Raw genomic sequence first — 14,417 nt, forward strand, 5'->3', positions numbered from 1 at the left:
ATGACCGCCCTCACGATCTCCCACCTCACCCACCGCTACGGCAAGACGCTGGCGCTGGACGACCTTTCGCTCACCCTGCCGCGCGGGCTGACCGTCGGCCTCATCGGCCCGGACGGCGTCGGCAAATCGACCCTGCTCGCGCTCATCGCCGGTGTCCGCCGCATTCAGAGCGGCGAGTTGCACGTGCTTGGCGGCGATATGCGAAAGCCCGCCGACCGCCAGGCGCTGTCGCACCGCATCGCCTACATGCCGCAGGGACTGGGGCGTAATCTCTATCCGACGCTGTCGGTCTATGAAAACATCGACTTTCACGCCCGCCTCTTTGGCCTGCCCGCGCGCGAACGCCGCGCCCGCATTGCGCGATTGCTGGAAGCGACCGGCCTCGCGCCCTTTCCCGACCGCGCCACCGGCAAGCTCTCCGGCGGGATGAAGCAGAAGGCGAGCCTGTGCTGCGCGCTGGTGCATGCGCCCGATTTGCTGATTCTGGACGAGCCGACCACCGGCGTTGACCCGCTGTCGCGCCGCCAGTTCTGGGCGCTGGTTGCTGATTTGCAACGCGAGACGGCAGGGATGACCGTGCTGGTCGCCACCGCTTACATCGAAGAAGCGGAGCCGTTCGCGCAGTTATGGGCGATGGACGCGGGCAAACTGCTGGTGAACGCGCCGACGCGCGAGGTGATGGCCGGACACGCCAACCTTGAAGACGCCTACATCCGCCTGTTGCCGCCGGAAAAACAGCAAGGCACGGGCGGGCTGGATTTGACGCCGTTTGTCGCCGACCCCTCGCTGCCGCCCGCGATTGAGGCGCACGGTCTCACCAAGCGCTTCGGCGATTTCACCTCGGTTGATAACGTCAGCTTCACCATCCAGCAGGGCGAAATCTTCGGCTTCCTCGGCAGTAACGGCTGCGGCAAATCGACGACGATGAAAATGCTCACCGGGCTGTTGCAGGCGACCAGCGGCACGGCGGAACTGCTCGGCGCGCCGGTCGATGCGGGCAGCGTGGCGACACGGATGCGCGTCGGCTATATGTCGCAGGCGTTCTCACTGTATGAGGAGCTAACCGTGCGGCAAAACCTCGCGCTGCACGCCCGCCTCTACCGCCTCGGCGCGCGCAGCAAGGCGGCGATTCGTGATGCCTTGACGCAGTTTGACCTGGCAGACGTCGCCGACGTCAAACCCTCCGCGTTGCCACTGGGCATCCGCCAACGGCTACAGCTTGCCGCCGCCTGCCTGCACCGCCCGGAAGTGCTGATTTTGGACGAACCCACGTCGGGCGTGGACCCGGCAGCGCGCGACATGTTCTGGCGGCACCTGTTGCGGATGTCGCGCGAGGACAAAATCACCATCTTCGTCACCACCCACTTCATGAACGAAGCGGCGCGCTGCGACCGCATCTCCTTCATGCACCAGGGGCGGGTGCTGGCCGTCGGCACACCGGCGGAACTGGTAGCGCAGTATCAGGCGCCGAATCTGGAAGAGGCGTTTGTGCAGTATCTGCTGCTGGATGAGGCGGCGCAGAAAGAGAAAGCGGGGAAAATGGCAACCACCGCCCCGTCCCCCGCCGTTCTGCCCCCTCTCCCTGTGGGGGAGGGTTGGGGAGGGGGTAGCGTCCGTACTTCCTCCGCCGATGTGGAAACATCAGCTGCTACAACGGCTAACGAACCACCAACCGCCGCCCAATCTCCCGCCGTTCTGCCCCCTCTCCCTGTGGGGGAGGGTTGGGGTGGGGGCAGCAAAAAGAGCAGCGTAGCTTCCTTTATGTCTGCTGAAACAGCATCCACAACGGAGGAAGGTCTGGGAGGGGGTAGCGAACATGCGCCTACCACTAACGCTGGCTTACATTCCGATACCGAAAGCGCGCCACCGCAGGCGGTGAATCCTTCCCTGCCCCCACCCCGGCCCTCCCCCACTGGGGGAGGGGGTTTTACTGTGGAAGAAAGCGCATCTGCTGAAGCCGCAGCAACTTTACCCCCACCCCAACCCTCCCCCACGGGGGGAGGGGGCCTTACTGTGGAAGAAGGCACTTCAGATTCCACAATCAGCGATAACGAACCGCCCACCATCATCGCAAGCGACACACCAACCGCTGCCCAATCCTCCACCGATTTACCCCCACCCCAGCCCTCCCCCGCTGCGGACGCTAGCGCGTCCTGCGAGGGAGGGGGTTATACAGCGACAGAATCAGCAACCGCTAACGAACCGCCCGCTATCATCGCTGACGACACGCCAACCGCCGCCCAATCTCCCACCGTTCTGCCCCCTCCCTCGCAGCGAAGCGCAGCGGGGGAGGGTTGGGGAGGGGGTAGCGTCCGTACTTCCTCCGCAGATGTGGAAACATCATCCGCTACAACGGCTAACGAACCACCAACCGCCGCCCAATCTCCCACCGTTCTACCCCCTCCCTCGCAGCGAAGCGCAGCGGGGGAGGGTTGGGGAGGGAGTAGCGTCCGTATTTCCTCCGCCGATGTGGAAACATCATCCGCTACAACGGCTAACGAACCGCCAACCGCCGCCCCGTCCCCCGCCGAACTGCCCCCTCCCCCTGTGGGGGAGGGCGGGGGTGGGGGCAGCAAACAAAGCAGCGCAGCTTCCTTCCAGTCCCTCCGCGGCTGGCTCGCCACCATCCGCACCTTCGCCATCCGCGAAGGCAAAGAACTCCTGCGCGACCACGTCCGCACCTTCTTCGCCCTCTTCGGCCCGGTCATCCTCATGACCGCCGTCACCTGGGGCGTCTCCTTTGACGTCGGCAATCTCGCCTTCGCCGTGCGCGACCGCGACCAAAGTGCCGAAAGCCGCGCCATCACCGAATACTTCAGCGGCTCCCCGCATTTCCGCGAACTACCGCCGCTTGCCGCCGACGCCGACATCGACACCGCCCTCGAAAGCAGCGCCGCGAAAATGATCATCGACATCCCGCCGTCCTTCGGCCGCGACCTCCTGCGCGGCGCGCGCCCGGAAATCGGCTTCTACCTCGACGGCGCCGAATCCTTCAACGCCAGCAACCTCACCGGCTACATCGCCAGCATCCTCGGCGACTACGCCCGCGACCAGGCACACGCGCACGGCATCCGTCTGCCGCCGGACGCCGCCCAACTCGTGCCGCGCTTTCGTTACAACCCCGACTTCAAAAGCATCCTCGCCATCGCACCGGGCGTCCTTATGCTGGCGCTGTCGCTCTTTCCGGCGATGATGGCGGCGGTCGGCGTGGTGCGCGAACGCGAAATCGGCTCCATTGCCAACTTCTACGCCTCGCCCGCCAGCCGCCTGCAATTCCTGCTGGGCAAACAACTGCCCTACCTCGCCGCCGCGATGACGAGCTTCCTCATCCTCTACCTGATGATGCGCTACTGGTTCGGCGTGCCGCTCAACGGCTCGGCGGCCGCGCTCCTCACCGGCACCCTGCTGATGTGCGCCACCACCACCGCCACCGGCCTGCTCGTCTCCTGCTTCACCCGCTCGCAAGTCGCCGCCATCTTCATCACCGCCGTCGGCACCGTCATGCCCGCGATGAGCTTCTCCGGCTTCCTCGTCCCCGTCTCCTCACTACAAGGCGGCGCGTACATCATGGGCAAAATCCTGCCGTCGGCGTGGTATGCCAACCTCACCACCGGCACCTTCGTCAAAGGCCTCGGCTACCCCGACCTCGTGCGCGAACATTTCATCCTCGGCGGCTACTACCTCATCATCCTCACCCTCGCCGTCCTCAACCTCAAAAAACAGGAGCGCTGAATGACCCGCAACCTCTTGACCCTCATCGGCAAAGAGCTGCGCAGCCTGCTCGCCGACCCCATCCTCATCCTCCTCATCGCCTACATGTTCACCGGCATGGTCATCGCCATGTCGCAAAGCAACACCGACATCCGTAACGCCGCCGTCGCCATCATCGACGAAGACCGCTCGCCCTTCAGCCGCCGCCTTGCCGACGCCATCCGCCCGCCCTACTTCCGCGCGCCCGACGCCATCGAACGCGCCGAAGCAGACGCCGCCATGAACCGCGGCGACTACGTCTTCATCCTCGAAATCCCCGCCAACTTCGAGCGCGACCTCCTGCAAAACCGCGCGCCAGAAATCCTGCTCAACATCGACGCCACCCGCATGAACCAGGGCGGCATCGGCAGCGCCTACCTCGGCCAAATCTTTACCCGCGAAATCCGCGCCACCCTCAACACCCCGGCCGCCGCGCCGCCCGTACAACCCATCATCCGCACCCGCTACAACCCCAACGCCGAAAACGCCTACCAAATGCCCGTCACCGCGCTGGGCGACGCCATCCTGCTGCTGCTCCTGCTGCTCGTCGGCGCGGCAGTCATCCGCGAACGCGAACACGGCACCATCGAACACCTGCTGGTCATGCCCGTCACCGCCAGCGAAATCATGCTGGCGAAAATCCTTGCCAACGGCCTTGTCATCCTCATCGCCTCCACCGGCTCGCTCCTTGCCGTCGTCCACGGCCTCATCGGCGTCCCCATCAACGGCACCCTGACCGACTACCTCCTCGGCACCGCGACCTACCTCTTCTCCATCGCCTCCCTGGCCATCATGATCGCGACCCTGACGCCGAGCCTGCAACAATACAGCCTGCTGATGCTGCCGCTCTTTATCATCATGAACCTCTTTTCGGGAGCGACCACCTCGCGCAGCAACATGCCCGAACTGGCGCGCGCCATCAGCGAATACTGGCCGAGCACCCAATACGCCATCTACAGCCAAAGCGTCATCTTCCGCGGCGCGGGATTGCACGAACTCTGGCCGCAACTGCTGATCATGGGCATCGCCGGCATCCTCTTCCTCGGCCTCGCCCTCATCCGCTTCCGTAAAATGCTCGAACAACAGAACTGAACCATGACCATCGCACGCCCCCTCCAAACCGGGTACACAAAAAATCCCTTCCCCCGCAAGCAGGGGAAGGGATCCGAATGGCAGGAAGAAAACTGCCGGGCTTTAATCCACCCCTTCCAGCAACACCGCGCGGCCAAGCGTTGCCCCCAGGCGGATAGATTTGAACTGCCCGTACTCCGTGCTGTCGTACCACGCCTTTGCCGATGCCATATCGGGAAAACGCAATACCACCGAACCGTCGAAGTCGGCACCTTCCAAAGCCTCGTGCGCACCATTGGCAACCAGAATTTCGCCGCCGAACGGGGCGAGAGTGGGCACACCCAATTGCAGATAGCGGTCATAAGCGGCCTGATCTTTCATTTCATCGCGGATAAAAACAACGTAAGCAGACATAAATTTCCTCGTATTTGTGGAAGCCGCATCTTACTGCAAAGCGGCACAACAGCAAAACCCGATGCGGGAACCCCCAAAACCTTCCCCCATTTACGTCGCGCGGTAACAGAAAGGGGATAAGGCCCCGCTGAAAACCCGCCTGAAAACAAACAAACAACACAAAAGGAACCAACCATGCCCCCCCGCCCCCTCCTCCTCGCCCTCACCGCCGCCCTCCTCAGCGCCTGCCAAACCACCACCATCACCACCGCAAGCCGCGTCCCCCTGCCCACCGCCTACGAAAGCGCCCCGGCGCGCGCCGACAACACCGACATCCGCCGCTGGTGGCAAGCCTGGCACGACCCCGTCCTCAACCAGCTCATCACCGAAGCGCTGGCGAACAACCCCGACCTCGCCATCGCCCGCAGCCGCCTCAAAGAAGCGCAGGCGACCACCCGCCTTGCCGACGCCGACCGCGGCGCGACCATTGGCTTGGGACTGAACGCCGGCCACCTCGACGCCGACCTCGACAACCCCCTCGGCGGCACCCCGCTGGCGCGCAGCGACAAAATCAACACCCACAGAACCCTCCTCGCCAGCAACCTCAGCGCCAAATGGGAAGCCGACCTCTTCGGACAAAAACAAAGCGATGCCGATGCCGCCCGCTACGCCGCCCTCGCCAGCGCCGAACAAACCCACATCGCCCAACTACAAATCGCCGCCGCCGTCGCCGACGCCTACCTGCAAGCGCGCGCCCTCGAAGCGCGACAGCGCCTCGCCGACGAAAACATCGTCACCCTCGAAAAACTCGCGCACTACGTCGAAGCCCGCTACCGCGCCGGCCACACCACCGCCTTTGAGAAAACCGAAGCACAAAGCCACCTCAGCGCCGCTCGCGCCGCGCGCAGCACGCTCGCCGCCGAACGCGCCGCGCAAGCGCGCAAAATCGCCGTGCTGCTGGGCAAAACCCCGCAGGACTACCAACTGCCCGCGAGTAGCGCCGACATCCTCGCCCACCCGCCCGCCGCCCCCGGCGGACAAACCCCGCAAGGCCTGATAGAGCGCCGCCCCGACCTGCGCGCCCGCGCCGCCGAAATCAACGCCCGCGCCGCCAAAGTAGCGAGCGCCAAAGCCGACCTCTACCCGCGCCTCACCCTCAACTTCCTCGGCAACGGCATACTCAATATCGACAGCGACAACACCCAAAAAAGCCTGATAAGCCTGCTCGGCGCCAGCCTGCAAGTGCCGCTGTTCACCAATGGCCGCGTCCAGGCGAACATTGACGCCGCCGACGCGCGTCTCAAAACCGCGCTCTTGCAATACGACCAAACCCTGCTGCAAGCACTCGCCGACGTCGATAACGCCTACCAGGCAAGCGACGCCCTTGCCACGCAAACCCGCCTCCTCGCCCAAGCGCGTGATGAAGCAGAAAAACAGGCGACTGATGCCGAAAAACTCTACCGCTACGGCAACAAAACCCTCGCCGACACTCTCAGCGCGCGCCTATCCGCCAACCAGGCGGCAGAAAACCAGCTGCGCAGCCAACTGGCGCAAGCGCAAACGCTCATCGCGCTCTACAAAGCCCTCGGCGGCGGCTGGGCGGAAAAATAGCCGCCGCGCCGCTTTTTTCTGGCGCTGATATTAAATTTTCTATATGATTTTTTCCTGCTGCGGCGCGGTCTCGCGCCAGTAGCGGGATCAGGCGCGCTGCCTGTTTCTTTTTTCCACCATCAGGAGTGATAACCCGATGATTCAATTAGTTGTTGCCTGCCACGGGCGGTTTGCCGAGGAACTCGTCAATTCCGCCGCGATGGTCTTTGGCGAGGCCGAGGGCGTGCACGCAGTCACGTTCATGCCCGGCGAAGGGCCGGAGGATTTGATCCGCAAGTATGAGGCGATCATCGCCGAGACGGGTTCGGCGGATGATGTGCTGTTTTTGGTCGATTTGTTCGGCGGCAGTCCGTACAACGCCGCGATTCGCGTCGTCGCCCCCACCGCCAAAGCCGACGTGCTTTCCGGCGTGAATTTACCGATGCTGCTGGAGCTGCTCGACAGCCGCGATGAGAAAAGCACCGTCGCCGATTTGGTGGCAAGCGCTTATAACGCCTCTTTTGAGGGGACGAAAGCTTTTCGCAATGCGCTGCCAACGGCATCTGCTACGCCCGCGCCCGCCGAAGCCGCCGCCCCGGTGGCCGATCACCGCGCCGGCCGCCCGACCTCCGGCCATATGCAAATTCCGCTGTTGCGCATTGACAGCCGCCTGATTCACGGCCAGGTCGCGACTTCCTGGGCGAAAGCGGTCAAGTGCGACGCGATTTTCGCCATCAGCGACGAGGTCGCGCAGGACGAGTTGCGCAGCAAGTTGCTGCTCCAGGTCGCGCCCGCGCATTTGCAGTCGTATGTGATTACGGTCGATAAGGCCATCAAGGTCTGGCACAACCCGATGTACGCCGACCGCAAGGTGCTGTGGCTCGTCACCAAGCCGGGCGATATCGTCCGCCTGATTGAGGGCGGCGTGGATATTAAGCAGGTGAATGTCGGCGGCATGACCCACCGCGAGGGCTGCAAGCTCATCAGTCAGGCGGTCGCGGTTGATGCCGATGACGTCGCCGCCTTCAAACGCCTGCATGAAATGGGCGTGAAGATGACGCTGCAACAGCTCGCCACTTCGCCCGCCGAAGATGTGATGCCGAAACTGGCAAATGTGAAATTCTAGGAGATTCAGATGGATATTATTCTGGTAACTTTGGTCGGCCTGATCTGCGGTATGGGATCGGTGCTCGATGAACGGCAGACGCACCGCCCGCTGGTCGCCTGTACTTTGATTGGCCTCGTCCTCGGCGACCTGAAAACGGGCGTGATGGTCGGCGGCACGCTGGAGCTGGTCGCGCTCGGCTGGATGAACGTCGGCGCGGCCATGGCGCCGGATGCGGCGCTCGCCAGCGTCATCGCTGCCATTCTCGTCATCAAGGGCGGACAACCGGCGCAGGAAAGTATCGCTATCGCCATTCCGGTCGCGGTCGCAGGGCAAATGCTGACCATTTTCGTGCGCACCATCGCCGTCTTCTTCCAGCACCAGGCGGACAAGTTCGCCAAAGAGGCGAATTTCCGCGGCATCGAGCTCTGTCACTACGGCGCGCTGCTCCTGCAAGGCTTGCGCGTCGCCATTCCGGCAGCGATTGTCGTCGCCACCGCCAGCGCGGAAAACGTGCAGGCATTCCTCGGCAAAATTCCGGTTGAAGTCTCCGAAGGCCTGCGCATCGCCGGGGGCGTTATCGTCGTCGTCGGTTACGCGATGGTGATTAACATGATGAGCGCGAAGGCGCTGATGCCGTTCTTCTTCCTCGGCTTCGTCATCGCCACCTTCTCCAGCTACAACCTCATCGGCCTGGGCATGATCGGCACCGTACTCGCCGCGCTCTACATCCAGCTAAGCCCGCGCTTCAACAAGAGCGCCGCCGCAGGCCCTGCCGCCCGACAAGCGCCGCTTGCCGACGATGAACTCGAAGGACTGTAAGGAGAACGACCATGACCGAAATGACCCAAAACCACAAAAAACTGACCAAAGGTGACCTGCGCAGCATGTACATGCGCTCCACCTTCCTGCTCGGCTCGTTCAACTTCGAGCGGATGCAGTCGATGGGCTTCTGCGTCACCATGATGCCCGCCATCAAGCGCCTTTACAGCAAAAAAGAAGACCAGGCGGCAGCGCTGAAGCGCCACCTCGAATTCTTCAACACCCAGCCGTGGATAGGCTCTGCCATCATGGGCGTCACCGCGGCGATGGAAGAAGAACGCGCCAACGGCGCCCCGATTGACGACGGCGCCATCAACGGCGTGAAAGTCGGTCTGATGGGGCCGCTCGCCGGTGTCGGCGACCCGATCTACTGGGGTACCGCGCGCATCATCCTCGCCGCGCTGGGCGCCTCGCTTGCCATCACCGGCAACATCATGGGGCCGCTGCTTTTCTTCATTGGCATCAACATTATCCGTATCCTCACCCGCTGGTACAGCATGAAATACGGCTACGAAAAAGGCACGGAAATCGTGCAGGACATGGAAGGCGGCCAGCTGCAGAAACTGACCACCGGTGCCTCCGTGCTCGGTCTCTTTGTCATGGGTGGCCTCGTCGCACGCTGGGCAAGCCTGAACATCCCGCTGGAAATCGCCCGCTACACCAACCAAAAAGGCGAAGAAGTCGTCACCACCGTGCAATCGGTACTGAACGACCTGCTGCCCGGCCTCGTCCCGCTGCTTTTGACCTTCCTCTGCATGACGTTGCTGAAGAAAAAAGTGAGCGCCATCGCCATCATCTTCGTGATGTTCGCGGTAGGTATCGCGGGCCGCTATCTGGGTGTGTTGGGGCTGTAAACGCACCTTCACCCAAAGAAAAAACCCCTGCCCGGCAGGGGTTTTTTAATGTCATCGTTACCGGTGGGGTTAGGGGCTGTTTGCAATTGAACAATCCCCCTCTCTCGCTACGCGATCTGTTCCAGTCCCAGAGGGACAAGCATTGCTCGCGTAGCGAGAGAGGGGCTCGTTCGCCGAATTGTCAACACGCCCTAGCTGCTTGCCAAACTGGCACGCCCTTTCAAATCAGCACGTAATACTCGCGGTTGTAATCGCGCTGCTCCGCCTGATCGTAGATGCGCGAGTAGCCGCGCTGGTTGCTGACGAAGCGGGTGTCGCCGATGTAGGTGCTGATGTTGTCGTGGCTGTGGCCGTAGATCCACAGGTTGGCGCGCGTGGTAAGTTCCGGCAGGTGCGTCGTCCAGTAGGCGGAATGGAGCAGGCCGACGGCTTTGGTGTAGTGGCGCTTGGCGACGAGTTCGAGGCGCGGCACGAAGTGGCTGATGACGACGCGCGCCTCCGCCGCCGGATCCAGCGCGGTTTCGATGTAGGCGCGGCTCACCTGGTGCAGCATGCGCATGGTTTCCGGGGTGAGCGGGCGGCCTTTTTCGTCGTAGATTTCGCGGAAGTCCGGCAGCGTGCGCCCCGCCCAGCGCATCGAGGCGTCCGCATCGCCGCCAAGGCTGAAATCCGTCCACAAGGTGGAGCCGATGAACTGCACGCCGTCGAGGATGATGCTGTCGTTGTCGAGCAGGGTGATGTCGTATTTTTGGCAGATGCTGCGGTAGAGGTCTTTCGCTTCGTTCAGCGCAAAGCCGTAGTATTCGTGGTTGCCCAGCACGTACAGCACCGGCAGTTTTGGCGCCTTGCGCCGCAGGTAATCGAAAAAGAGCGGCACGGTCGCCGGGTCGCCGATGTCGCCGGCGAGGACGAGCACGTCCAGCTCGGCGAGGTTGCTGATGGTGCAAAGGCTGCATTCGCTGTGCAGGTCGCTGTGGACGCCGATTTTCATGTCCGCTCCTAGGAAAGCCGCATTTTGAAGTCTTCGTAGCCAAATTCGCGCACGGTGGTAAGAGCGTCCGTGCGGCTGTCCCAGGCGACGATGGCGGGCAGTTTGACGCCGTTGAAGGTGTTGGTCTTCACCATGGTGTAGTGCGACATATCCATAAACATCAATCGCTTGCCCACTTCCAGCGGCTCGGCAAAGCTGTAATCGCCGATGATATCGCCGGCGAGGCAGGTCAGGCCGCCAATGCGATAGGTATAAGGGCGCTCATGCGGCATCGCGCCACCGAGGACGTCCGGGCGATAGGGCATCTCCAGCACGTCCGGCAGGTGCGCGGTGCAGGAGCCGTCAATCACCGCGATGTTGAGATGGTTCCAGATAACATCCAGAACTTCCGTGACATACACGCCGGTGCCGAGCGCGACCGCCTCGCCCGGCTCGATGAACACCTCAACCCCCCAGCGCTCGCGGAAGGCGCGGATCAGCGCAATCAATTCCTCGACCGCATACCCCTCGCGCGTCACATGATGGCCGCCGCCGAAATTCACCCACTGCATCTGCGGCAGAATATCGCCGAACTGCCGCTCCACCGCCGCCAGCGTGCGCCGCAGCGGCGCCACATCCTGCTCGCAGAGATTATGAAAATGCAGACCGGTAATGCCGGTGAGCGATTCGGGGCGCAACTGGCCGCGAATCACGCCGAGACGCGAACCGGGCGCGCTCGGGTCATAAATCGCCACCGCCCCCTCGGACTGCTGCGGATTGATGCGCAGACCGAAATGCAGCGGCTTGCGTTTAGCGGCGGCGAGCGCCTGCGCGCGGAAACGCTCCCACTGATTGCACGAATTAAAAATCACATGGTCGGACAGCGCCAGCACCTCGTCCATATCGGCGGGCGGGTAGGCGGCGGAAAACGTATGCACCTCGCCGGAAAAAAACTCGCGGCCGAGCTTCGCCTCATGCAGGCCGCTGGCGCAGACGCCGGACAAATAACGCGAAATCAGCGGGGCAAAATGAAACATCGCAAAGCCCTTGAGCGCGAGCAGCACCTTGGCGCCGCTCTCCGCCTGCACATGGGCAAGCAGCTGCAAATTGCGCTCCAGTAGCGCTTCATCGACCACATAACAGGGCGTAGGCAGGCGGGACAAATCCAGACGGCGGAAAGTATCGTGCAAAAGGCTCATGGTAATCCTCGAATTTCAGGTGGCAGGGGACGGCGAAAGCCGCATAACGCGGCGATATTATAAAGAAAAACCCGCGCAACCGCCGCGCACTTGACAGAAATCCATGACAACGCGCGCCTGTAGGCGCAAGATGCAAATCCCTTTCAAACACCGGAGAAACCCATGAGCCCCATCCTGAATCTGCGCGACGAATACGCCCGCATCGACGCCCCTGATTTCCGCCTCGGCGAATACCTCTATCTGGGACAAATCAGAACCGACGACGACGAAACCGCGGTCGTCGCCGTCGCCTACAAACCCGACTACGCCGTGAAAAAACTCAAAGAGAACCTCGCCATCCTCCAGCCTGGCGCGCGCATCCGCGAATGCTACCTGCGCAAAATCCGCGTCGGCGAAACAGACGACTGCGGCAAAATCCCGCTGGACGGCATCCTCTGACGGCCATTCACGCCACGATACATAAGCGATTAATAGCGGGATCGCGGGACCGTGCCGCATTCCCTAAACGACCGCGGCGTCAGCGGGTTTACATGGAATATGAAAGAGATGGCAGCAAAATCCCTTACAATGCGTCGCGAAAACTCACATGGAGAACACGCACATGACACAAAAAAACACCCCCGTCGCCATCATCGGCGCGATGGAGCAGGAAATCGCCCTGCTACAAAGCCGCATCGCGCAGCCGCAGCATGAAAAGGTCGCGCACGTCGCCATCACCCGCGGCACGCTGGCCGGAAAACCGATCCTGCTCGCGCAAAGCGGCATCGGCAAAGTAAACGCCGCCATCACCACCACCATCCTTCTGGAAAAATACCAGGCCGCCTGCGTCATCAACACCGGCAGCGCTGGTGGATTGCAAGGCGGCATGAAGCAGGGCGACGTCGTCGTCGGCATCCAGACCGCGCACCACGACGCCGATGCCACCGCCTTTGACTACGTCATCGGCCAACTGCCGCAGATGCCCGCCCGCTACGACAGCGACGCGACGCTGGTCGAACACGCCGCCCGCGCGGCGGTCGCCTTTGATGGCGCCGCGATACACCGCGGCCTGATCGTCAGCGGCGACCAGTTCATCAACCACCCCGACAAAATCGCCCGCATCCGCACGCACTTCCCCGACGCCCTTGCCGTCGAAATGGAAGCCGCCGCCATCGCCCAGACCTGCTACCAGTTCGCCCGTCCCTGCGTCATCATCCGCGCGCTTTCCGACCTTGCCGACGGCGAAGCCGAATACAGCTTCGAGACCTTCCTGCAAATGGCGGCGACCCACTCCGCCGAAATGGTCGAAAACCTCGTCAAGGCGTTGTAAACACGCCCTTAGCGCCGCTGACAAAAAACCCTCTCCACAGGAGAGGGTTTTTCGCAGATAAATTCCGCCTTGTTGGCGGCGCATTGCGCGCCAGCCACATCGGGGATTAACCCACTACCGGCGGCAACATACCCGCCTTAACAAAGAACGGAATACAGGCGACGACGATGCCAATGACCAGCGCAATGATGAGCGCAATATCCCCACCGGCGACGCGGTACGGCAGGTTTGGATAGCGGCGGCGCGCTTTCCACACCAGACCGACCGGCAACACGACCGCAAAGAAGGCGAACATTTGTCCGGCATAACTCAGCGCGGCGATAAAGTCCGGATAGAAGTAGGCGAAGAGAACCGGCGGCAGGAAGGTGATCGCGCCAAGCAGCAGGCGACCAGCATTGATATGCAGCCCTTTGCGCAACATATCTTCCGTGCAGTCAAAAAGACCGAGGGCGACACCGAGGAATGAAGTAACCAGCGCCAAGGCGGAGAACAACTGCACGGCAGAGGCGATGATTTCGCTGCCGGTAATGCGACGGCAGGCTTCAATCAAACCATAAAGCGTCGGCTTTTCTTTAAGAATTTGGGTAAATTCGCCTTGGGACAAAACGCCGTGCGTGGAAAGTTGCCACAGAATATAACCGACCAAAGTAATGGCAGAACCGGTGACGATGGCAATGCGCAAGCCGCGCACATCGCCTTCCATATATTTGACCAGCGACGGAATGGATCCGTGGAAACCATAAGAAGTGAAGAAGATGGGCGCGGCGGAAATAATCAGCGCATTATCGAGCGGCATCGCCATAAGATTTTGCACGCTGGCTTTCGGGAACATGACGAACATCACCACGACCAAGGCGACAAGCATGACGAAAAAGAGCAGGCGGTTAAAGCCATCCACCACTTTGGTGCTAATGATGACGAATGAACCAAAGAATACGGTGAATATGCCGATGAAAATCTTCAGCGTCATTTCCGGCGAAGTGTTGGCAATAACCCCTTCCTGCCCCAATAAGCCGGTGCTTTGTGTGGCTTTCATCAGAATTTCGCCGCCGCCGGAAATATAAGCGGCAAGCAGCGCATAAAGAAAGACAAACATCACCGTCGTGGAAACGACGCGGCCAGCATTGCCAAAATAGAGGGCGGAGAGCGTGCCGATACCGGAATCGCTTTCCGTAGTTTGATAGACTTCGACGAATAGCAGCGCGCTATAAGTCAGCAAAATCCACAGTGAAATGAGAAGAACGACGGTAAAGGTAAAACCGATACCGGCGGAAGTAAGTGGCATTGCCAGCATCCCTGCTCCGATCATGGTGCCGGAGACCAGCAATGTTGTGCCAAGGGTTTTGTTCATAAT

General features: G+C 61.7%; 12 protein-coding genes. 8 read left to right on the top strand and 4 right to left on the bottom strand.

All coding sequences use genetic code 11. From position 1 onward, the window contains the following. Positions 1-3,732, top strand: coding sequence for an ATP-binding cassette domain-containing protein (locus EL199_RS13550; protein WP_126315966.1), 3,732 nt, complete (start codon positions 1-3; stop codon positions 3,730-3,732). Further along, entirely contained in the window at positions 3,733-4,842 is a 1,110-nt protein-coding gene (locus EL199_RS02195) for an ABC transporter permease (RefSeq protein ID WP_004140719.1), read from the top strand. A 102-nt stretch (positions 4,843-4,944) separates the two neighbouring features. On the opposite strand, the gene EL199_RS02200 is transcribed toward EL199_RS02195, so the two are convergent. Further along, positions 4,945-5,235: a DUF1330 domain-containing protein gene (locus EL199_RS02200; protein WP_004140716.1), complete on the bottom strand. Its 291-nt coding sequence runs from the start codon at positions 5,233-5,235 to the stop codon at positions 4,945-4,947. A 174-nt stretch (positions 5,236-5,409) separates the two neighbouring features. On the opposite strand from EL199_RS02200, the gene EL199_RS02205 reads away from it, so the two are divergent. From EL199_RS02205 to EL199_RS02220, 4 genes are all read left to right on the top strand, one after another. Beyond that, positions 5,410-6,825 (top strand): efflux transporter outer membrane subunit, encoded by a 1,416-nt coding sequence (locus tag EL199_RS02205; protein WP_004140715.1) that lies wholly within the window; start codon positions 5,410-5,412, stop codon positions 6,823-6,825. A 136-nt stretch (positions 6,826-6,961) separates the two neighbouring features. Next, complete coding sequence (locus tag EL199_RS02210; RefSeq protein WP_004140714.1) at positions 6,962-7,930, top strand: mannose/fructose/sorbose PTS transporter subunit IIA; 969 nt, start codon at positions 6,962-6,964, stop codon at positions 7,928-7,930. Positions 7,931-7,939: 9 nt separating this feature from the next. Beyond that, the gene (locus EL199_RS02215) at positions 7,940-8,731 is read left to right on the top strand and encodes a PTS mannose/fructose/sorbose transporter subunit IIC (RefSeq protein ID WP_004140713.1); all 792 of its coding nucleotides are present in this window, start codon (positions 7,940-7,942) and stop codon (positions 8,729-8,731) included. An 11-nt stretch (positions 8,732-8,742) separates the two neighbouring features. Next, positions 8,743-9,585 (top strand): PTS system mannose/fructose/sorbose family transporter subunit IID, encoded by an 843-nt coding sequence (locus EL199_RS02220; protein WP_004140712.1) that lies wholly within the window; start codon positions 8,743-8,745, stop codon positions 9,583-9,585. A gap of 220 nt (positions 9,586-9,805) precedes the next feature. Here the strand turns inward: EL199_RS02220 and EL199_RS02225 are convergent, their stop codons facing one another. Both EL199_RS02225 and nspC read right to left on the bottom strand, forming a co-directional pair. Then, positions 9,806-10,576 (bottom strand): metallophosphoesterase, encoded by a 771-nt coding sequence (locus EL199_RS02225; RefSeq protein WP_004140711.1) that lies wholly within the window; start codon positions 10,574-10,576, stop codon positions 9,806-9,808. 8 nt (positions 10,577-10,584) lie between these two features. After that, the gene (nspC, locus tag EL199_RS02230; protein WP_004140709.1) at positions 10,585-11,754 is read right to left on the bottom strand and encodes a carboxynorspermidine decarboxylase; all 1,170 of its coding nucleotides are present in this window, start codon (positions 11,752-11,754) and stop codon (positions 10,585-10,587) included. Between the two features lie 162 nt (positions 11,755-11,916). On the opposite strand from nspC, the gene EL199_RS02235 reads away from it, so the two are divergent. Continuing rightward, positions 11,917-12,192 carry a hypothetical protein gene (locus EL199_RS02235; RefSeq protein WP_040355077.1) on the top strand — a complete coding sequence of 92 codons (276 nt, stop codon included), beginning with the start codon at positions 11,917-11,919 and terminating at the stop codon, positions 12,190-12,192. 163 nt (positions 12,193-12,355) lie between these two features. Then, on the top strand, positions 12,356-13,063 hold the full coding sequence (locus EL199_RS02240; protein WP_040355075.1) for a 5'-methylthioadenosine/adenosylhomocysteine nucleosidase: 708 nt from the start codon (positions 12,356-12,358) through the stop codon (positions 13,061-13,063). 106 nt (positions 13,064-13,169) lie between these two features. Here EL199_RS02240 and EL199_RS02245 read toward each other — a convergent pair whose 3' ends face one another. Then, the gene (locus EL199_RS02245; protein WP_004140706.1) at positions 13,170-14,414 is read right to left on the bottom strand and encodes an aromatic amino acid transport family protein; all 1,245 of its coding nucleotides are present in this window, start codon (positions 14,412-14,414) and stop codon (positions 13,170-13,172) included. Between the last annotated feature and the right edge of the window lie 3 nt (positions 14,415-14,417).

The sequence above is a fragment of the Cardiobacterium hominis genome, from assembly GCF_900637305.1.
GTDB classification, from domain to species: Bacteria; Pseudomonadota; Gammaproteobacteria; order Cardiobacteriales; family Cardiobacteriaceae; genus Cardiobacterium; species Cardiobacterium hominis.

Coding starts and splice junctions, on each gene's coding strand:
- EL199_RS13550 (WP_126315966.1), top strand. CDS start 1: ATGACCGCCCTCACGATCTCCCACCTCACCCACCGCTACGGCAAGACG.
- EL199_RS02195 (WP_004140719.1), top strand. CDS start 3,733: ATGACCCGCAACCTCTTGACCCTCATCGGCAAAGAGCTGCGCAGCCTG.
- EL199_RS02200 (WP_004140716.1), bottom strand. CDS start 5,235: ATGTCTGCTTACGTTGTTTTTATCCGCGATGAAATGAAAGATCAGGCC.
- EL199_RS02205 (WP_004140715.1), top strand. CDS start 5,410: ATGCCCCCCCGCCCCCTCCTCCTCGCCCTCACCGCCGCCCTCCTCAGC.
- EL199_RS02210 (WP_004140714.1), top strand. CDS start 6,962: ATGATTCAATTAGTTGTTGCCTGCCACGGGCGGTTTGCCGAGGAACTC.
- EL199_RS02215 (WP_004140713.1), top strand. CDS start 7,940: ATGGATATTATTCTGGTAACTTTGGTCGGCCTGATCTGCGGTATGGGA.
- EL199_RS02220 (WP_004140712.1), top strand. CDS start 8,743: ATGACCGAAATGACCCAAAACCACAAAAAACTGACCAAAGGTGACCTG.
- EL199_RS02225 (WP_004140711.1), bottom strand. CDS start 10,576: ATGAAAATCGGCGTCCACAGCGACCTGCACAGCGAATGCAGCCTTTGC.
- nspC (WP_004140709.1), bottom strand. CDS start 11,754: ATGAGCCTTTTGCACGATACTTTCCGCCGTCTGGATTTGTCCCGCCTG.
- EL199_RS02235 (WP_040355077.1), top strand. CDS start 11,917: ATGAGCCCCATCCTGAATCTGCGCGACGAATACGCCCGCATCGACGCC.
- EL199_RS02240 (WP_040355075.1), top strand. CDS start 12,356: ATGACACAAAAAAACACCCCCGTCGCCATCATCGGCGCGATGGAGCAG.
- EL199_RS02245 (WP_004140706.1), bottom strand. CDS start 14,414: ATGAACAAAACCCTTGGCACAACATTGCTGGTCTCCGGCACCATGATC.